Here is a 19,296-nt window from a genome sequence, read left to right as displayed (position 1 = left end):
GGACTGTGGGCACAATTGGTTTCGGCGTCGGACGGCGCGCAACGGATGCCGGCCGGCGCGCACATGGATGGGGAGGCAGGAACGACGGTGGCGGAACGTAGTACGGCTGCCGTCGACGTGGCAGACAACAGCGACGACACGTCGCTGACCGCGAAGGCGGACCAGTCCACGGCCGACGGGGTGGCCAAGAACCGGGAGCGGGACACGGACAGCGACGAGGTACAGGAGAGCACCCGGACCGACGGGCCCGGAACGACCTCGCCGCCCGAACTGCACAGTGGGCACAAACTCGCCAGACGCTACCGCCTCGAGGAGTGCGTCACCCGTCTGGACGGTTTCAGCAGCTGGCGTGCCGTGGACGAGAAGCTCCGCCGTGCCGTCGGCGTGCACATCCTGCCCGCCGACCACTCACGGGCCCGCTCGGTCCTGGCCGCCGCACGCTCCTCCGCGCTTCTCGGCGACCCCCGCTTCGTCCAGGTGCTGGACGCGGTGGAGGAGAACGACCTCGTCTACGTCGTCCACGAGTGGCTTCCCGACGCGACGGAGCTGACCCCGCTCCTCGCCTCCGGGCCGCTGGAGCCGTACGACGCCTACCAGATGGTCAGTCAGATCTCCTCCGCCATGGCCGCCGCGCACCGCGAGGGTCTCGCCCATCTGCGGCTGAACCCCAACGCCGTGCTGCGCACCTCGACCGGTCAGTGGCGCATCCGCGGGCTCGCCGTGAACGCCGCCCTGCGCGGCGTCACGACCGAGACCCCGCAGCGCACCGACACCGAGGCCATCGGCGCCCTGCTGTACGCGGCGCTCACCCAGCGCTGGCCGTACGAGAGCGACGCGTACGGCCTGGCGGGCCTGCCGAAGGACATCGGTCTGATCGCACCCGACCAGGTGCGTGCCGGTGTGCACCGCGGGCTCTCCGAGCTGTCCATGCGCGCGCTCGTCAACGACGGTGCCACCGCGTCCCGGCACGAGTCGCCGTGCACGACGCCCGAGGAACTGGTGAAGGCGATCGGCGAGATGCCCCGCATCCGCCCGCCGGAGCCGGCGTTCACGGCCCCGCCCGAGTACCAGCGCACGACGTACCAACAGGGCACGTACGGCCGCCAGGCCCCGCGCCTCGGCGCCACCCAGCCGGTCCCGACCCCGCCGCCCCCGCTGCAGAGCCGCACGGGCAAGGCCCTGAAGTGGGCCGTGTCCGCGCTCCTGATCGCCGCACTGGGCCTCGGCAGCTGGCAGCTCGCGGACGCGCTCATGGACCAGGGCGGCAAGAACGAGGAGCCGGGCCCGACGCAGACGAGCGACGGGAACGACAAGGGCCCCAAGAAGCCGGCGGGCGGCAAGCCCATCTCCATCAGCGGTGCCCGGGACTTCGACCCCTTCGGCGACCAGACCGAGAAGCCGTCCGACGTAGGGAAGGTCTACGACAGCAGCACCGCCTCGTACTGGCAGACGGACTACTACCTGAGCTCGGACTTCGGGCGCCTGAAGCCGGGTGTCGGCATAATCCTCGACCTCGGCAAGGTCCAGCAGGTGGGCAAGGTGAAGGTCACCTTCGTCGGGGACACCTCGGTCGAGCTCCGCAGCGCGAGCGCGGACGCGGGCTCGGAGCCGACGTCCTTCGACGCCTACTCCAAGGTCGCCGACGGCACCGGTACGACTGTGGAACTCAAGCCCAAGTCCCTCAAGAGCCGCTACCTCCTGGTGTGGCTGACCGAGCTGCCCACGCAGGACGACGGCAAGTGGCGCGGCAGGGTGGCGGACATCAAGGTGACCAGCTGACGGCATCTGCCTCGAGGAAGGAGGCCGATGGCAGACGGCACCGGGTACGACGGAGTAAGCGATCAGGATCTGCTCGCCCGCCACGTCGAAGGCGACCCCGACGCCTTCGGTGAGATCGTGCGGCGGCATCGCGATCGTCTCTGGGCCGTCGCCCTGCGGACGCTGGGGGACCGCGAGGAGGCCGCTGACGCGGTGCAGGACGCCCTCGTGTCCGCCTACCGGGCCGCCCACACCTTCCGGGGCCAGTCGGCCGTCACAACCTGGTTGCACAGGATCACGGTGAACGCCTGCCTGGACCGCGCCCGCAAGGTCGCCTCCCGGAAGACCTCTCCTGTCGACGACACCGAGCGTCTCGAGCAGCTGCTGGAGCCGCACGAGTCGGCCTCCGCGCCCGCCGAGCGCAACGATCTCCACCGGCAGCTGATCGAAGCCCTGGGCACCCTGCCGGCCGACCAGCGCGCCGCGCTCGTCCTGGTGGACATGCAGGGCTACCCGGTCGCCGAGGCGGCCCGCATCCTCGACGTGCCGACCGGCACGGTGAAGAGCCGATGCGCACGCGGCAGAGCCAGACTCCTACCGCTGCTCACCCACCTACGGCCGGACAGCGGCGGCAAGGGCAAGAACCCGGGCGGGGAACGGAACCGGACGCAAGAGCCAACCGTCCCACCCGCAGCGGGACCACGCCGAACGGGACCGCCGGACACAGGACCGAGCGACTCAGCTGCAGTGAAGGGCGGAGGTGGACGAGCGTGACGTCGACGACAGACATGGCCGGGCACCCGGACGTCGCGGAGATCTCCGACCTCTCCGAGGGCATCCTCCCTGCGCCCCGGAGCAGCGACGTGCGTCGCCATCTGGACGGCTGTGAGCTCTGCGCGGACGTCTATGCCTCCCTGGAGGAGATCCGCGGCCTGCTCGGCACACTGCCGGGCCCGCCGCGCATGCCCTCCGACGTCGCAGGCCGCATCGATGCCGCACTCGCCGCCGAGGCGCTGCTGAACGCCACGGAGCCCGAGGCCGCAGAGGAGCCGGCGCCGGTAGGCGCTCCCCGCTCCGCTTCCGAGCACGACAGTTCCGAGCACGACAGCGGTGCGCGTGTTTCACGTGAAACATCGACGCCCGCCGACCGGCCCGCCGGGCGCCCCCGCTCTTCCACCACCGGACCGGGCCGCAAGGGGCACACACGGAACGGACGGCGCAGGATCGCCGTTCTGGGGACCGTCTTCACGGTGGCGGCCCTGGGGCTGGGCTCCGTCCTGCTGTCATCGCTCGGCGACAACCAGCCGCCCCACGACACAGCGGGCGGCAGGCAGACCACCGCCGCGGACACCTTCTCCGAGGGAAAGCTGCAGAAGCAGGTCAACGACCTCCTGACCGAGAACCAGAGCGAGGAAGGCGGCGGCTCCCGCACCCCCCTCGGCGCGGCGACCGCCCCCGGCACCAACCACCCCAGGGTCCTCAGGGAACCCACCGTGCCCGGCTGTGTCCGTGACGGCATCGGGCGCAAGGACGCGGCCCTGGCCGTCGAGAACGGCACGTACCAGGGGAAGAAGGCCATGCTCGTGCTGCTTCCCAACGCCTCCGACGCCACCCGGGTCACCGCCTACATCGTCGACGCGACCTGTGTGGATCACCAGGCGTCCGCCGCCGAGGGCAAGGTCCTCCTGGAGCGCTCCTACCCGTCCTCCTGAGCGAGTGCGTCGGATTCGCCCTGCGTGGTATCCAGCACAGTGCCGCATCTCCGTGTGCCCGGACACAGCGGGAATGCACGCCCCTTAGGATCCGTTGGGTGGTGTGAGAGTTCCGAGAGACGCTCCCACCGGTCGAACGACGCAGACCAGAGACGAGGAAACAACCCGTGAGCGACGTCCGTAACGTGATCATCATCGGCTCCGGGCCCGCCGGCTACACGGCGGCGCTCTACACCGCGCGCGCGTCGCTGAAGCCACTGGTGTTCGAAGGCGCCGTCACCGCCGGCGGCGCGCTCATGAACACCACCGACGTCGAGAACTTCCCCGGCTTCCAGGACGGCATCATGGGCCCTGAGCTCATGGACAACATGCGTGCCCAGGCGGAGCGCTTCGGTGCCGAGCTCGTCCCGGACGATGTCGTGACCGTCGACCTGTCCGGCGAGATCAAGACCGTCACGGACACCGCCGGTACCGTCCACCGGGCGAAGGCCGTCATCGTCTCCACCGGCTCGCAGCACCGCAAGCTCGGCCTGCCGAACGAGGACGCTCTCTCCGGCCGTGGAGTGTCCTGGTGCGCCACCTGTGACGGGTTCTTCTTCAAGGACCAGGACATCGCCGTGATCGGTGGTGGCGACACCGCCATGGAGGAGGCCACCTTCCTCTCGCGGTTCGCCAAGTCGGTGACCGTCGTCCACCGCCGCGACACCCTGCGCGCTTCCAAGGCCATGCAGGAGCGCGCCTTCGCCGACCCGAAGATCAAGTTCGTGTGGGACAGCGAGGTCGCCGAGATCCAGGGCGACCCGAAGCTCTCGGGCCTGAAGCTGCGCAACCTCAAGACCGGTGAGCTCTCCGACCTGCCGGTGACCGGCCTGTTCATCGCGATCGGCCACGACCCCCGCACCGAGCTCTTCAAGGGTCAGCTCGACCTGGACGAGGAGGGCTACCTGAAGGTGGAGGCGCCGTCGACGCGCACGAACCTGACCGGTGTCTTCGGAGCCGGCGACGTGGTCGACCACACCTACCGTCAGGCGATCACCGCGGCCGGGACCGGCTGCTCCGCCGCGCTCGACGCCGAGCGCTTCCTCGCCGCCCTCGCGGACGAGGAGCAGCCCGAGCCCGAGAAGACCTCTGTCTGAACTCCTCCCTACCCGCCCCACGCACCAACCAGTTAAGGAGCCCGCCGTGGCCGGCACCCTGAAGAACGTGACCGACGACTCCTTCGAGCAGGACGTCCTCAAGAGCGACAAGCCTGTCCTGGTGGACTTCTGGGCCGCCTGGTGCGGTCCGTGCCGCCAGATCGCGCCGTCCCTCGAGGCGATCGCCTCCGAGTACGGCGAGAAGATCGAGGTCGTCAAGCTGAACATCGACGAGAACCCGGGTACGGCCGCCAAGTACGGCGTCATGTCCATCCCGACCCTGAACGTCTACCAGGGTGGCGAGGTCGCCAAGACCATCGTGGGCGCGAAGCCGAAGGCCGCGATCGTTCGCGACCTCGAGGAGTTCATCGCCGAGTGAATCGGCTGAGCCGTCGCAGCGACGGTGCATGTTTCACGTGAAACACGAATGGGCCAACCCGGAAGGGTTGGCCCATTCGTTTGACTGCCTGCCTCTACAGCGGTCGCAGGGCCGGCTCCTTCTGTACGGCGCCCAGGAGCCGGTCCAGCGCCATCTCGACGTCTTCCTTCCAGGAGAGCGTCGATCTCAGATCCAGTCTCAGCCGGGGATTGGTGGGGTGCTGCCTGACCGTCTTGAAGCCCACCGCCAGGAGATGGTCCGCGGGCAGCACACAGGCCGGCTCCTTCCAGCGCACGTCTCCGAACGCCTCGATCGCCTTGAAGTCACGCCGCAGCAGATCCTTGGCGACCGTCTGGACCATCACCCGGCCCAGTCCCTGCCCCTGATAGCCCGGCATGATGAACGCGGTCATCAACTGAACCGCGTCGGGGGAGATGGGACTCGTGGGAAACGCCGTGGAACGGGGGACGTAGGCGGGAGGGGCGTAGAGCACGAAGCCCACCGGCACATCGTCGACGTACACGACCCGTCCGCAGGATCCCCAGTCCAGCAGAACAGCCGAGATCCAGGATTCCTTCTCCAGGGCGGGTGTGCCCGCCTTTACCGCGGCCTCACCGCTGACTGGGTCGAGCTCCCAGAAGACACACGAGCGACAGCGCTTGGGAAGGTCCTGAAGGTTGTCCAGCGTGAGCGGTACGAGCCGACGCCCCATGAAGGCTGTTCCTCGCTTCCTTCGCCCGCCGCGTCGCGGGCGGCTGTCAGAGCGCTCCGTTCCCTGAGGAGGCTGCCGATGAACCCACCGACCGCCCCCAGTCCCAAACCGGCGCTCACCAGTCCGGTGCGGCTCATCGTTCCCATGGCCCCTGCCTGCCTTTCAGAGGTGCTGCCGGGGTGGTAGCGCCGTACCCCAACGCATCGTATCCACGATGCGATTCCATCGATACCGCCAGAAAGGAAAGAGCGGGCCACGTTCCGGTACACACCGGACACGGCCCGCTCTGTCGGATGCACAGCGGAGGCTCCTGCCGGAGGCTCAGGAGTCGCTCTCCTCGGAGTCGCTCTCCATGAGGCTCTTCTGCAGGACCGGTCCCTCTCCGGGAGCGAAGGACCCGAGAATCCGCTCGAGGTCCTCCATGGAGGCGAACTCGACGGTGATCTTGCCCTTCTTCTGGCCCAGGTCGACCTTCACCCGCGTCTCGAAACGGTCCGACAGCCGCGTGGCGAGGTCGGACAGCGCGGGGGAGACCAGGGCACCGGCGCGCGGGCCCTTGGGTCGCTGTGCCTTCTGAGGCCGTGAGCCCATCAGGGTCACGATCTCCTCGACGGCCCGCACCGAGAGTCCCTCGGCCACGATGCGGTGGGCCAGCCTGTCCTGCTCCTCCGAGTCCTCGACGGACAGCAGTGCCCGTGCGTGGCCGGCGGAGAGCACCCCGGCGGCGACCCGGCGCTGCACGGCCGGCGAGAGCTTCAGCAGCCGCAGGGTGTTGGAGACCTGCGGGCGGGATCGGCCGATGCGGTCCGCCAGCTGGTCGTGCGTGCAGTTGAAGTCCCTCAGCAACTGGTCGTAGGCGGCTGCCTCTTCCAGCGGGTTCAGCTGGGCGCGGTGCAGGTTCTCCAGCAGGGCGTCCAGGAGGAGCTTCTCGTCCTCCGTGGCCCGCACGATCGCCGGGATCGCCTCCAGTCCCGCCTCGCGGCAGGCACGCCAGCGTCGCTCGCCCATGATGAGCTCGTAGCGGGCGGGACCCACCTGCCGTACGACGACCGGCTGGAGGAGCCCGACCTCCTTGATGGAGGTGATGAGCTCGGCCAGTGCGTCATCGTCGAAGACCTCACGCGGCTGCCGTGGGTTCGGCGTGATGTCGTCGAGGGGGATCTCGGCGAAGTGCGCACCGACGGGCGCCGCAGGCAGGGCTGGAGCGCTGGGCTGAACCGGCTCCTCTGTTTCACGTGAAACATTCGGCAGAGTCGCTACCTTCGCTGCCGCCACCCCACGCTCGTTCGGCAGCGAAGGCACGGCCGCGGGGGCTGTGGAAGCAGCTCCCCCTGCCGCCGCCTGGGCCACCGACTTCTCCGTGGGGGCAGCAGGGATCAGCGCGCCGAGTCCACGGCCCAGTCCCCTCCGTCGATCGCTCACTGGATGCCCTCCACCATGCTCGGGTCGTTCTGCTGTACGCCGATATGGGCGTGCGTGGCTTCATAGCTGATGCCGACGCCCTTCAGCGCGATCTCTCGTGCCGCCTCCAGGTAAGAGAGGGCACCACTCGATCCTGGATCGTATGTCAGTACCGTCTGCCCATAACTCGGCGCCTCGGAGATACGGACGGAGCGGGGGATGCTCGTCCGCAGTACCTCGTCGCCGAAGTGGGTGCGCACCTCGTCCGCGACCTGGGAAGCGAGTCGCGTCCGGCCGTCGTACATGGTGAGCAGGATGGTCGACACATGCAGGGCGGGGTTGAGGTGCCCGCGCACGAGGTCGACGTTGCGCAACAGCTGACCCAGGCCCTCCAGCGCGTAGTACTCGCACTGGATGGGGATCAGGACCTCCTGGCCCGCCACCAACGCATTGACCGTCAGGAGGCCGAGTGAGGGCGGGCAGTCGATGAGGATGTAGTCCAGCGGCTGCTCGTACGCCTGGATGGCACGCTGCAGCCTGCTCTCCCGGGCCACCAGGGACACCAGCTCGATCTCGGCACCGGCGAGATCGATCGTGGCGGGGGCGCAGAAGAGACCTTCCACATCAGGGACCGGCTGGACGACCTCGGAGAGCGGCTTGCTCTCCACCAACACGTCGTAGATGGAAGGAACTTCTGCGTGATGGTCGATACCCAGTGCCGTGGACGCATTGCCCTGTGGGTCGAGGTCGACCACCAAGACGCGGCCGCCGTGCAGGGCCAGCGACGCGGCAAGGTTGACGGTCGTCGTTGTCTTGCCCACACCGCCCTTCTGGTTGGCGACCACCATGATTCGGGTTTGCTCGGGCCGTGGCAGGCCCTCGCCGGCGCGGCCCAGTGCCTCCACCGCCAGTTGGGCAGCACGACCGATGGGAGTGTCGTCCATCGGAGGCGGTGTTTCACGTGAAACATCCGCCCCCATCGACTCGGTACGGGGACCGGGGACCGGATCGGTCATCGGTCCCGCGATGTTGGCGTCGGACCGCAAGGATTCACTCTCCTCGACTTCAGGCTCGCTATGAACAGAGCCTCCCATGCCTTCGGGGTCGTGAACCAGTGAGGCCTGGCGTTCTGTGGAGAAATCCACCTCTGTGGACAACTCGGTACCCTCACCGAGTGAACCGAGAGGCTTACGGTCGCGGGGTTCGGCCGCAGCGCGGCCACGACTGATGATGCCGTGCAGCAGTGAGCGACGTTTCACGTGAAACACGATGCACAGCAGCCGGGGCCGAACTGCCGCGACACTCCGGCATGCATCGGTTTGGCAGCTTGTGTGGAGTACGTCTCGTCGTCAGGACGGATCAGCGTCGCCGACGCGTTCGACCTGTGCGAGCCGCCTTGGCGCGCTTCGCGGCGAAGCGCACACCGCCGGGACTCTCCCCGACCTCGACGCGTACGACCGTGGACATCGGGTCCACCACGCCTTCACCCACATGCAGGATGGACGTCTCCACAGCGCCCAGCTTGCTCAGTGCCGCCGACGCGCTCTTCAGCTCCTCCTCGGCGGCATCGCCCTTGAGCGCGAGCATCTCCCCGTAGGGCCGCAGCAGCGGGACGCCCCAGGTGGCGAGACGGTCGAGCGGTGCAACGGCCCGAGCGGTCACGACGTGCACAGGCTGGATCTTCCCCATGACCTCTTCGGCCCGGCCGCGAACGACCGTCACGTGATCCAGGCCGAGCAGCTCCACGACCTCGGTGAGGAAGTTGGTGCGCCGCAGCAGCGGCTCCAGCAGCGTGATCTTCAGGTCCTCCCGGACGAGCGCCAGGGGAATGCCGGGTAGCCCGGCACCCGAGCCGACATCGCACACGGTCACGCCCTCGGGCACGACCTCCGAGAGCACCGCGCAGTTCAGCAGGTGCCGCTCCCACAGGCGGGGCACTTCACGCGGGCCGATGAGACCACGCTGCACACCCGCCTGAGCGAGCAGCTCGGCATACCGCACCGCATCCGCGAAGCGATCACCGAAGACCTCGCGTGCCTGCTCGGGCGCGGGGGGAAGCTCCGCTGCCTCCGTCACGGGGGACCGTCCTTCCGTACCGCGTCAGCGCGCCCAGCGCCGACGCCAGAACCACCAGAACTATCAAGGCTGACAAAGTTCGGCCCCGCCTGCGCAACAGACGGGGCCGGGGAACCTAGGGGCCGATCAGGCGGGCAGCACGACGACGAAGCGCTGCGGCTCCTCGCCCTCGGACTCGCTGCGCAGACCCGCGGCCTTGACCGCGTCGTGCACGACCTTGCGCTCGAACGGCGTCATCGGCTTCATCTTCACGGCCTCACCGCTGCTCTTGGCCTCGGCGGCGGCCTTGGCGCCCAGCTCGGACAGCTCGGAGCGCTTCTGGGCGCGGTATCCCGCGATGTCGAGCATCAGTCGGCTGCGGTCGCCGGTCTCCCGGTGCACCGCCAGACGGGTGAGCTCCTGGAGCGCCTCCAGCACCTCACCGTCGCGGCCGACCAGCTTCTGCAGGTCGCGGCCCGCGTCGCTGATGATCGAGACGGAGGCACGGTCGGCCTCGACGTCCATGTCGATGTCGCCGTCGAGGTCGGCGATGTCGAGCAGACCCTCCAGGTAGTCCGCAGCGATCTCGCCTTCCTGCTCCAGGCGGGACAGGGTGTCTGCACCCTCGGCAGCGGCGGAGGTGGTGCCTTCCGTCACGGGATGGACTCCTTCTTACTTCTTGGACGGGGACTTGGGCCGCTGCGGGCCCTTGCGCTGTCCGGACTGGGCCTTGCTGCGGGTACCACCGCCGGACTTCGTGCCGCCCTTCTGGGCAGCCGCGGCGGGCTTGGCGTCGTCGGGCTCGTCGGACTTGCTCAGCGACGTCTTCGGCTCGGCCTCGCCGACCGCCTTCGCGGCACCGGACTGGCGCTGGGACTTGCTCTGGCGCTTGGGCTGCTGACGCTTCTGGCTGGCCGTGGTCGGCGTACCGTCCTCGGTCTCGACAGCGGCAGAGGTGTCGCCCTTGATCACGGTGCCGTCGGCCTGGGCGACGAGTCCGGCCTTGCTGAGGCCGTTGATGAACTTGCGCTCGAACTCGTTGCGGTCGCGTCCCTTGGCGACGATCGCCTTGACGATGGCCCGGTCACGGCGCCGGCCGACCTTGCTGTGCTGCGAGACGTGCTTGTCCAGACGCTCCAGGTACGAGGCCTGGGCCTTCGAACCCGGGGTCGGGTTGTTGTGGATGACGTACATCTGCTGGCCCATGGTCCACACGTTGGTGGTCAGCCAGTAGACGAGGACACCGACGGGGAAGTTGATGCCGAAGACGGCGAACATGACGGGGAAGACGTACATCAGCATCTTCTGCTGCTGCATGAACGGCGTCTTCACCGTGGTGTCCACGTTCTTCGTCATCAGCTGGCGCTGGGTGAAGAACTGCGACGCCGACATCAGGACGATCATGATGGCGGTGACCACGCGGACGTCGGTGAGGGAGGCACCGAGTGCTTCCACCTTCGACGAGCTGTCGGTGAACTTCGCCGCCAGCGGCGCACCGACGATGTGGGCCTTCTGCGCGCTCTGCAGCAGGCTCTGGTTGATCACACCGATGGTGTCGCCCGTCGCGATGCTGTTGAGCACGTGGTACAGGGCGAAGAAGAACGGCGACTGCGCCAGGATGGGAAGGCACGAGGAGAGCGGGTTGGTGCCCGTCTCCTTGTACAGCTTCATCATCTCTTCGGACTGACGCTGCTTGTCGTTCTTGTAGCGCTCCTGGATCTTCTTCATCTCGGGCTGCAGCGTCTGCATGGCCCGGGTCGACTTGATCTGCTTCACGAAGAGCGGGATGAGGCAGATACGGATCAGGATCACCAGGGACACGATCGACAGGCCCCAGGCCCAGCCGGTGTCAGGCCCGAAGAGGGCGCCGTACACCGAATGGAACTGGACGATGACCCAGGAGACGGGTGTGGTGATAAAGCTGAAGAGGCTGGCAATCGTGTCCACTAATCATGCTCCTTGGGCATGGGACGGTGTCTCTGCGGCCGGGCTCGAAGGACCGGACTGACTCGTGGGAGAAGTCTGTCCCTCGGTGGCCGGGTCGGCGGCGGAGGGCCCGCCCTTGCGTGCACGCCACGCGGTACGCAGCATTTCGTGCCACCGCGGGCGCTTGCGCGGCGGGACATGGTCCACACCACCCAGCGACCACGGATTGCACCGCAGGATGCGCCAGGCCGTGAGTGCCGTTCCCTTGATGGCACCGTGCCGGTCGATGGCCGTGTAGCCGTAGTGGGAGCACGACGGGTAGTACTTGCAGACCGGCCCGAGCAGCGGACTGATCGTCCACTGGTAGAGCTTGATCAGAGCCAGCAGCGGGTACTTCATCGCGCGCCCCCTCCCAGCAACCGCTGGAGAGCGGCATCCAGGTCTCGGGCCAGCTGTGCATGGTCGGCGTCGCCCGATCCGGGCAGCGCTCGTACGACTACCAGGCTACCGGGGGGCAGCTGGGCGACTCGCTCGCGCATCAGATGGCGAAGCCTGCGCTTCACCTTGTTGCGCACGACCGCGCCACCCACCGCTTTGCTCACGACGAAACCCGCACGCGTCGGGGGAGCGCTCTCCCCAGGCGCATGCGGGTCCGTGGCACCGCTACGAAGGTGGACGACGAGAAGCGGGCGTCCTGCCCGACGTCCTCGTCGTACCGCGGTCGCGAAGTCTTCGCGCCGCCTCAGCCGATGCTCGGTAGGCAGCACGACGTCATGACCTGATCGGGATCAGGCGGACAGGTTGGCGCGACCCTTGCTGCGGCGGTTCGCGAGAATCGCGCGGCCGGCACGGGTACGCATCCGCAGGCGGAAGCCGTGGGTCTTCGCGCGACGACGGTTGTTCGGCTGGAAGGTGCGCTTGCTCACTCGGGGGCTCCAGAAGAAATCGGTAGATGCGGGGTGCCGTCCTGGCTGTCACCGTGCGCCCACGAGTAGCTCGCAGTTACGCCCGAGTGCACCGCTGACCGATCACCCAAATGACCTGTGCCCATCGGAGGCAGGCGGCAGCAGCCATCGACAACTCGACCTGGTTACGGTACGCGCGGCTACGCCATCCGGTCAAACCAGGAGTCGCCGGGAGACACTTGTCCACAGGCTGGGGACAACAACTTGAACCCTACCGGCCGCCCTGACTACCGTGACGGAACTCCGATTCGTTCCCTTATCCCTGCCCCACTCGAATTACATCCCGAGCCGTCCCAGAACCACACGTTCGTGGGACCTGTGAGAGAGCGTGCCCTGTGGCTGACGTACCTGCCGATCTTGCCGCAGTGTGGCCACGCGTATTGGAGCAACTCCTCGGGGAGGGTCGCGGTCAGGGCGTCGAGACGAAGGACGAGCACTGGATCCGGCGCTGCCAGCCGCTCGCACTGGTCGCGGACACCGCCCTGCTCGCCGTACCGAACGAATTCGCGAAGGGCGTACTCGAGGGCCGTCTCGCGCCCATCGTCAGCGAGACCCTGAGCCGCGAGTGCGGCCGCCCGATCCGGATCGCGATCACCGTCGACGACTCCGCGGGCGAGCCCCCGGCCCCGCCGGCGCCCCCGGCCCGCCCCCAGCAGCCGCGCTACGAGGAGCCCGAGATCCCCGCCGCGCGCCAGGACCGCGACGGATACGAGGGATACGGCCGCCACCGCGCCGACCCGATGCCGGGAGCGCCCGGCGATCAGCATCCGCCTACGCGCGCAGATCAACTGCCCACCCCGCGCCCCGCGTACCCGTCCGAGTACCAGCGCCCCGAGCCCGGCGCCTGGCCGCGGCCCACGCAGGACGAGTACGGCTGGCAGCAGCAGCGCCTCGGCTTCCCCGAGCGTGACCCGTACGCGTCACCCGGACAGGACTCCTACGGCTCGCAGGACCAGTACGGCGGCCAGGACCAGTACGGCAACCAAGATCAGTACGGCGGCGGCCAGGACTCGTACAGCGCGCAGGACTCCTATAAATCCCACGGATCCCAGGACTCATACGGATCCCACGGCTCACAGGACTCCTACGGCTCTCACGGATCCCGTGGCTCCCACGGGACCCACGGATCACACGGCTCCCACGGATCACAAGACTCGTACGGCTCGTCCGCCCAGGACTACCGCCCGCAGTCCATGGAGCGCCCCTCCTACGAACCGCCGCGCTCCGACTACGACACCTCACGCCCCGAGTACGACCAGCGCGACGCCGTCCGCCGGGAGCTGCCCGAGCCGCCGGCCGGCTCGGGACACGTGCACCGCGGCGGCCCCGTCGGCCCGAACCTCCCGACGACCGGTGCGCCCGGCCCCCTGGCCGCGCAGCCCGCGCCGGCGACCGGCCCCGGTGAGCCCACCGCGCGCCTGAACCCCAAGTACCTCTTCGACACGTTCGTCATCGGCGCCTCCAACCGCTTCGCGCACGCCGCCGCGGTCGCTGTCGCCGAGGCGCCGGCGAAGGCGTACAACCCGTTGTTCATCTACGGGGAGTCCGGGCTCGGCAAGACCCACCTGCTGCACGCGATCGGGCACTACGCCCGCAGCCTCTACCCGGGCACCCGGGTGCGGTACGTGAGCTCGGAGGAGTTCACCAACGAGTTCATCAACTCCATCCGCGACGGCAAGGGCGACAGCTTCCGCAAGCGGTACCGCGAGATGGACATCCTGCTCGTCGACGACATCCAGTTCCTGGCGGACAAGGAGTCGACGCAGGAGGAGTTCTTCCACACCTTCAACACGCTCCACAACGCCAACAAGCAGATCGTGCTGTCCAGCGACCGGCCGCCGAAGCAGCTGGTCACGCTGGAGGACCGGCTGCGGAACCGTTTCGAGTGGGGCCTGATCACCGACGTCCAGCCGCCCGAGCTGGAGACGCGTATCGCGATCCTCCGCAAGAAGGCGGTCCAGGAGCAGCTGAACGCTCCGCCGGAGGTGCTGGAGTTCATCGCGTCCCGGATCTCGCGCAACATCCGCGAGCTGGAGGGCGCCCTGATCCGGGTCACGGCCTTCGCCTCGCTCAACCGGCAGCCGGTGGACCTGGGGCTGACGGAGATCGTCCTCAAGGACCTCATCCCCGGCGGCGAGGACTCGGCCCCCGAGATCACCTCGACGGCCATCATGAGCGCGACGGCGGACTACTTCGGGCTGACCGTCGAGGACCTGTGCGGCACGTCCCGGGGCCGCGCCCTCGTCACCGCCCGGCAGATCGCCATGTACCTGTGCCGTGAGCTGACGGACCTGTCACTGCCCAAGATCGGCGCGCTGTTCGGCGGCCGCGACCACACGACGGTCATGCACGCGGACCGCAAGATCCGCAATCTGATGGCCGAGCGGCGCTCCATCTACAACCAGGTCACCGAGCTGACCAACCGCATCAAGAACGGCTGACGTACCGAGCGACAGGCCACTGAGGGCGCTCCCGGAGGAGGTTCCGGGGGCGCCCTTCGTCATGTCGCGGTCCCCGGCCTCGTCATGTCACGGTCCCCGGCTGTTCGATTACCTGCGAGGTTACGGCCGCCCTCCACAGATTCGGTGACTTTTTCCCGTCCACATCCTGGGGACTGGGAAGTTGTCCAGACTGTGTCCACAGGGGCTCCTGCCGAGGGGCCATCAGGCCAGGTCACCCGCTTGTGGATTCGTGGACGAAGGATCTCCACAGACTGTGGACAGAGGGAGGATCCACAGGCTGTGCATGGAGTTTTCCACCGACAACCCACAGGCTGGGGTCAGTTGTCCCCAGCGATCACCGGCTTCTCCACATCGCTGTCCACTGTTCGGCAACACGACGCGCCTCCTCACCGGGTCGAGTGAAAGGCGTCACACAAAGCTGCCGGGTTGGGCTGTGGGAAAGGTGGGTAAAGCTGGGGACGACGCTGGGGAGAACTCGCCCCTCCCTGTGCACGGCGTGTGCAGAACTTTCTGTTCTCCACAGAGACACCAGGTTGTCCACTGCCGTCGCCCACAGGCCCGGTGGACAAAATTCCTGCTCTGAGCTGGGAAAACGCGGTTATCCACGGTATCCACAGCCCCTACTACTACTCCCAACTAGAGAGAGCTGGGAATTCGTTTCGAAGTGGGTCCTGTGCACAACTCGCTCTTCGGCGCCCGGCTGCCCCTCGTCACGACTTGACCCCGAGAGGCACCTACTGTCAGTGCGGTGCGTCAGACTGGTCCCCGGTGTCCTCCCCATCCCAGGGACCGTCGACACCGAGACAGACGACGAGGGCCAGGCAGAGCGAGAAGCGCCGGCAACAGCAGGAGGCGGCAACAGTGAAGATCCGGGTGGAACGCGACGTACTCGCGGAGGCAGTGGCCTGGGCAGCGCGCAGCCTCCCGGCCCGGCCGCCGGCGCCTGTCCTCGCCGGACTGCTGCTGAAGGCCGAGGAAGGCCAGCTGAGCCTGTCCAGCTTCGACTACGAGGTCTCGGCGCGGGTGTCGGTGGAGACGGAGGTCGACGAGGAGGGCACGGTCCTGGTCTCGGGCCGTCTGCTCGCGGACATCTGCCGCGCGCTCCCCAACCGGCCGGTGGAGATCTCCACAGACGGTGTACGGGCGACCGTGGTCTGCGGCTCCTCGCGGTTCACACTCCACACCCTGCCTGTGGAGGAGTACCCGGCCCTGCCGCAGATGCCGAACGCGACGGGCACGGTCCCCGGCGAGGTCTTCGCCTCCGCGGCCGCCCAGGTGGCCATCGCGGCCGGCCGTGACGACACGCTGCCCGTCCTGACGGGTGTGCGCATCGAGATCGAGGGCGACACCGTCACGCTGGCGTCCACCGACCGCTACCGCTTCGCGGTCCGCGAGTTCCTGTGGAAGCCGGAGAACCCGGAGGCCTCCGCGGTCGCCCTGGTGCCCGCCAAGACGCTCCTGGACACCGCCAAGGCCCTGACCAGCGGCGACCAGGTGATCCTGGCGCTGTCCGGCTCGGGCTCGGGCGAGGGCCTGATCGGCTTCGAGGGCGCGGGCCGCCGTACGACGACCCGGCTGCTGGAGGGCGACCTCCCGAAGTACCGCTCGCTGTTCCCGACCGAGTTCAACAGCGTCGCCGTGATCGAGACCGCCCCCTTCGTGGAGGCCGTCAAGCGTGTGGCCCTGGTCGCCGAGCGCAACACCCCGGTGCGGCTCAGCTTCGAGCAGGGCGTGCTGATCCTGGAGGCCGGTTCCAGCGACGACGCACAGGCTGTGGAGCGGGTCGACGCGCAGCTGGAGGGCGACGACGTGTCGATCGCCTTCAACCCGACGTTCCTGCTGGACGGCCTGAGCGCGATCGACTCCCCGGTCGCTCAGCTGTCGTTCACGACGTCCACGAAGCCCGCGCTGCTCAGCGGCAAGCCGGCGCTGGACGCCGAGGCGGACGACGCCTACAAGTACCTGATCATGCCGGTGCGGCTCAGCGGCTGAGCCCTCGGAGGCCGTCGGTGGTTGTCCACAGGCTGGGGGCAAAGCCGCAGGTGAGGGCCTACGACTGAGCGCGTATGCCCACAGATGTGCGCGAGCGTCCGGGTTTAGGCTCGGACGCGGCACGCGAGTGCCGCAACGCCACGTCGGACACCTGCACACCTAAGGAAAACAACTGATGGAGCTCGGTCTCGTCGGCCTCGGCAAGATGGGCGGCAACATGCGCGAGCGGATCCGCCGCGCCGGCCACACCGTCCTCGGATACGACCGCAACCCGGATCTCGCCGATGTCCACAGCCTGCCGGACCTCGTGGGCAAGCTCAGCGGCCCCCGCGTCGTCTGGGTGATGGTCCCGGCAGGCGAGGCCACGCAGTCCACGATCGACGAGCTCGCCGAGCTGCTGGAGCCCGGTGACGTCGTCGTGGACGGCGGCAACTCCCGCTGGACCGACGACGAGAAGCACGCCGGGGAGCTGGCGGCCAAGGGCATCGGCTTCGTCGACTGCGGTGTCTCCGGCGGCGTCTGGGGCCTGGAGAACGGCTACGCGCTGATGTACGGCGGCGACAAGGAGAACGTCGCCAAGGTGCAGCCGGTCTTCGACGCTCTCAAGCCGGAGGGCGAATTCGGCGCGGTGCACGCGGGCAAGGTCGGTGCGGGCCACTTCGCGAAGATGGTCCACAACGGCATCGAGTACGCCATGATGCAGGCCTACGCCGAGGGCTGGGAGCTCCTGGAGAAGGTCGACTCCGTGACCGACGTCCGGGACGTCTTCCGTTCCTGGCAGGAGGGCACGGTCATCCGCTCCTGGCTGCTGGACCTCGCGGTCAACGCGCTCGACGAGGACGAGCACCTGGACGGGCTCCGGGGTTATGCACAGGACTCCGGCGAGGGACGCTGGACGGTGGAGGCCGCCATCGACCACGCGGTGCCGCTGCCGGCGATCACCGCGTCGCTGTTCGCGCGGTTCGCCTCCCGTCAGGAGGACTCGCCTCAGATGAAGATGATCGCGGCGCTGCGGAACCAGTTCGGCGGCCACGCGGTCGAGAAGAAGTAAGCAGCACCCGAGCGCCTGGGAGGTCGGCGAAACGACCATGCACGTCACGCATCTGTCGCTGGCCGACTTCCGCTCCTATCCCCGGGTCGAGGTCCCGCTCGATCCGGGGGTGACGGCCTTCGTCGGGCCGAACGGGCAGGGCAAGACCAACCTCGTCGAGGCCGTCGGCTATCTCGCCACCCTCGGCAGTCACCGGGTCTCCTCCGACGCTCCCCTGGTCCGCATGGGCGCCGAGCGCGCCATCATCCGGGCGCAGGTCCGGCAGGGCGACCGGCAGCAGCTGGTCGAGCTGGAGCTGAACCCGGGGCGCGCCAACCGGGCCCGTATCAACCGGTCGTCGCAGGTCAAGCCGCGTGACGTGCTGGGGATCATCAGGACGGTCCTCTTCGCGCCCGAGGATCTCGCCCTGGTCAAGGGCGATCCCGGTGAGCGGCGCCGGTTCCTCGACGAGCTGATCACCGCCCGCTCCCCGCGCATGGCCGGGGTGCGCTCCGACTACGACCGGGTCCTCAAGCAGCGCAACACCCTGCTGAAGTCGGCCGCGCTGGCGCGTCGGCACGGTGGCCGCAGCGTGGACATGTCCACGCTCGACATCTGGGACCAGCACCTCGCGCGCGCGGGTGCGGAGCTGCTCGCCCAGCGGCTGGATCTGATCGCCGCAGTCCAGCCGCTCGCCGACAAGGCGTACGAGCAGCTCGCCCCCGGTGGCGGCCCGATCGCGCTGGAGTACAAGCCGTCCGCGCCGGGTGAGGCGCACGCGCGCGAGGACCTCTTCGAGCAGTTGATGGCGGCGCTCGCCGAGGCCCGTAAGCAGGAGATCGAGCGGGGTGTCACCCTGGTCGGCCCGCACCGTGACGACCTTCAGCTCAAGCTGGGCCAGCTGCCCGCCAAGGGCTACGCGTCGCACGGCGAGTCCTGGTCCTACGCGCTGGCGCTGCGCCTGGCCTCGTACGACCTGCTGCGTGCCGAGGGCAATGAGCCGGTGTTGGTGCTGGACGATGTCTTCGCCGAGCTGGACACCCGCCGCCGTGAGCGCCTGGCCGAGCTGGTGGCGCCCGGCGAGCAGGTCCTGGTGACGGCCGCGGTCGAGGACGACGTGCCGCATGTGCTGTCCGGGACGCGGTTCGCCGTGTCCGAGGGGGCGGTGGAGCGGGTATGACGGAGAACACACCCGGGAAGGACCCCAGGTCCCCGTCCGGCAAGCCCCCTGCTGCCGAGCCCTCCGGTGTGGACCTCGCGCGCGTGGCGCTTCGCGCGGCGAAGGAAGCCGCACGCGCGCGTGGGGACGCGGCGCAGCAGAAGAGGCAGGCGCGTCGCGGCGGGCTGCGCTCCGGCGCGCGCGCCGACGGCCGCGATCCGATGGCGCTCGGCTCGGCGATCAACCGGCTGATCACCGAGCGCGGCTGGGAGGCCCCGGCCGCGGTGGGCGGGGTGATGGGCCGCTGGCCGCAGATCGTCGGCGAGGACGTGGCCAATCACTGTGTGCCGGAGAAGTACGACGAGGACGAGCACGTGCTGGTCGTGCGCTGTGATTCGACGGCCTGGGCGACGAACCTGCGGCTGCTCGCCCCGACCCTGGTCGCACGTCTCAACGAGGACCTGGGCCACGGCACCGTGCGGCAGATCAAGGTCCTGGGCCCCAGTGCCCCCACCCGCCGCTACGGCCCCCTGCGTGCCCCGGGCAGCAGTGGACCTGGTGATACCTACAGGTGACTTACGTCACGTCTTAGCGGGCCGGGGCGGCCCG

19 protein-coding genes are annotated in these 19,296 nt (G+C 68.7%); 10 read left to right on the top strand and 9 right to left on the bottom strand.

The features are described from left to right. Positions 1-87: 87 nt before the first annotated feature. The 5 genes from ACFT4A_RS33185 to trxA all read left to right on the top strand — a co-directional run bounded on the left by ACFT4A_RS33185 (position 88) and on the right by trxA (position 4,985). On the top strand, positions 88-1,779 hold the full coding sequence (locus ACFT4A_RS33185) for a protein kinase family protein (protein WP_382837644.1): 1,692 nt from the start codon (positions 88-90) through the stop codon (positions 1,777-1,779). Positions 1,780-1,806: 27 nt separating this feature from the next. After that, entirely contained in the window at positions 1,807-2,532 is a 726-nt protein-coding gene (gene sigM / locus ACFT4A_RS33180; protein WP_382837641.1) for an RNA polymerase sigma factor SigM, read from the top strand. Then, the gene (locus ACFT4A_RS33175) at positions 2,529-3,470 is read left to right on the top strand and encodes an anti-sigma factor family protein (protein WP_382837638.1); all 942 of its coding nucleotides are present in this window, start codon (positions 2,529-2,531) and stop codon (positions 3,468-3,470) included. Before sigM ends, ACFT4A_RS33175 begins: the two co-directional genes overlap by 4 nt. 167 nt (positions 3,471-3,637) lie before the next feature. Next, entirely contained in the window at positions 3,638-4,606 is a 969-nt protein-coding gene (gene trxB / locus ACFT4A_RS33170; protein ID WP_184593873.1) for a thioredoxin-disulfide reductase, read from the top strand. A 46-nt stretch (positions 4,607-4,652) separates the two neighbouring features. Then, positions 4,653-4,985, top strand: coding sequence for a thioredoxin (trxA, locus tag ACFT4A_RS33165; protein ID WP_184593875.1), 333 nt, complete (start codon positions 4,653-4,655; stop codon positions 4,983-4,985). A 94-nt stretch (positions 4,986-5,079) separates the two neighbouring features. On the opposite strand, the gene ACFT4A_RS33160 is transcribed toward trxA, so the two are convergent. The 9 genes from ACFT4A_RS33160 to rpmH all read right to left on the bottom strand — a co-directional run bounded on the left by ACFT4A_RS33160 (position 5,080) and on the right by rpmH (position 12,005). Then, on the bottom strand, positions 5,080-5,697 hold the full coding sequence (locus ACFT4A_RS33160) for a GNAT family N-acetyltransferase (RefSeq protein ID WP_382837635.1): 618 nt from the start codon (positions 5,695-5,697) through the stop codon (positions 5,080-5,082). 321 nt (positions 5,698-6,018) lie between these two features. Continuing rightward, positions 6,019-7,119, bottom strand: coding sequence for a ParB/RepB/Spo0J family partition protein (locus tag ACFT4A_RS33155; protein WP_382837632.1), 1,101 nt, complete (start codon positions 7,117-7,119; stop codon positions 6,019-6,021). Further along, positions 7,116-8,192 carry a ParA family protein gene (locus ACFT4A_RS33150; RefSeq protein ID WP_189727359.1) on the bottom strand — a complete coding sequence of 359 codons (1,077 nt, stop codon included), beginning with the start codon at positions 8,190-8,192 and terminating at the stop codon, positions 7,116-7,118. The genes ACFT4A_RS33155 and ACFT4A_RS33150 overlap by 4 nt, the downstream gene beginning before the upstream one ends. A 265-nt stretch (positions 8,193-8,457) precedes the next feature. Further along, positions 8,458-9,174, bottom strand: a complete 717-nt coding sequence (gene rsmG, locus ACFT4A_RS33145) for a 16S rRNA (guanine(527)-N(7))-methyltransferase RsmG (RefSeq protein WP_189727187.1) — start codon at positions 9,172-9,174, stop codon at positions 8,458-8,460. Between the two features lie 126 nt (positions 9,175-9,300). Then, positions 9,301-9,810, bottom strand: coding sequence for a R3H domain-containing nucleic acid-binding protein (locus ACFT4A_RS33140; protein WP_261680245.1), 510 nt, complete (start codon positions 9,808-9,810; stop codon positions 9,301-9,303). A gap of 15 nt (positions 9,811-9,825) precedes the next feature. Continuing rightward, complete coding sequence (yidC, locus tag ACFT4A_RS33135; protein ID WP_382837627.1) at positions 9,826-11,100, bottom strand: membrane protein insertase YidC; 1,275 nt, start codon at positions 11,098-11,100, stop codon at positions 9,826-9,828. A 3-nt stretch (positions 11,101-11,103) separates the two neighbouring features. Continuing rightward, the gene (gene yidD / locus ACFT4A_RS33130; protein WP_382837624.1) at positions 11,104-11,478 is read right to left on the bottom strand and encodes a membrane protein insertion efficiency factor YidD; all 375 of its coding nucleotides are present in this window, start codon (positions 11,476-11,478) and stop codon (positions 11,104-11,106) included. Then, complete coding sequence (rnpA, locus tag ACFT4A_RS33125) at positions 11,475-11,846, bottom strand: ribonuclease P protein component (RefSeq protein ID WP_184593889.1); 372 nt, start codon at positions 11,844-11,846, stop codon at positions 11,475-11,477. The genes yidD and rnpA overlap by 4 nt, the downstream gene beginning before the upstream one ends. 21 nt (positions 11,847-11,867) lie before the next feature. Beyond that, complete coding sequence (gene rpmH, locus ACFT4A_RS33120) at positions 11,868-12,005, bottom strand: 50S ribosomal protein L34 (protein ID WP_018846094.1); 138 nt, start codon at positions 12,003-12,005, stop codon at positions 11,868-11,870. Between the two features lie 374 nt (positions 12,006-12,379). On the opposite strand from rpmH, the gene dnaA reads away from it, so the two are divergent. From dnaA to ACFT4A_RS33095, 5 genes are all read left to right on the top strand, one after another. Beyond that, a complete protein-coding gene (gene dnaA / locus ACFT4A_RS33115) occupies positions 12,380-14,485 on the top strand; it encodes a chromosomal replication initiator protein DnaA (RefSeq protein WP_382837621.1) in 2,106 nt (701 codons plus the stop codon). Positions 14,486-15,367: 882 nt separating this feature from the next. Then, positions 15,368-16,498 carry a DNA polymerase III subunit beta gene (dnaN, locus tag ACFT4A_RS33110; RefSeq protein ID WP_382492188.1) on the top strand — a complete coding sequence of 377 codons (1,131 nt, stop codon included), beginning with the start codon at positions 15,368-15,370 and terminating at the stop codon, positions 16,496-16,498. Positions 16,499-16,673: 175 nt separating this feature from the next. After that, positions 16,674-17,549 (top strand): phosphogluconate dehydrogenase (NAD(+)-dependent, decarboxylating), encoded by an 876-nt coding sequence (gene gnd, locus ACFT4A_RS33105; RefSeq protein WP_382837618.1) that lies wholly within the window; start codon positions 16,674-16,676, stop codon positions 17,547-17,549. A gap of 37 nt (positions 17,550-17,586) precedes the next feature. Further along, positions 17,587-18,708 (top strand): DNA replication/repair protein RecF, encoded by a 1,122-nt coding sequence (gene recF, locus ACFT4A_RS33100; RefSeq protein WP_382837615.1) that lies wholly within the window; start codon positions 17,587-17,589, stop codon positions 18,706-18,708. Continuing rightward, positions 18,705-19,262: a DUF721 domain-containing protein gene (locus ACFT4A_RS33095; protein WP_382837612.1), complete on the top strand. Its 558-nt coding sequence runs from the start codon at positions 18,705-18,707 to the stop codon at positions 19,260-19,262. Before recF ends, ACFT4A_RS33095 begins: the two co-directional genes overlap by 4 nt. The last annotated feature ends 34 nt before the right edge of the window (positions 19,263-19,296 follow it).

Origin of the sequence: Streptomyces sp. NPDC057099 (assembly GCF_042671245.1) — a bacterium.
Lineage (GTDB): Bacteria > Actinomycetota > Actinomycetes > Streptomycetales > Streptomycetaceae > Streptomyces > Streptomyces purpurascens.
The sequence above is the reverse complement of the archived record's forward strand: the minus strand, read 5'-3'. Positions and strand labels throughout refer to the sequence as shown.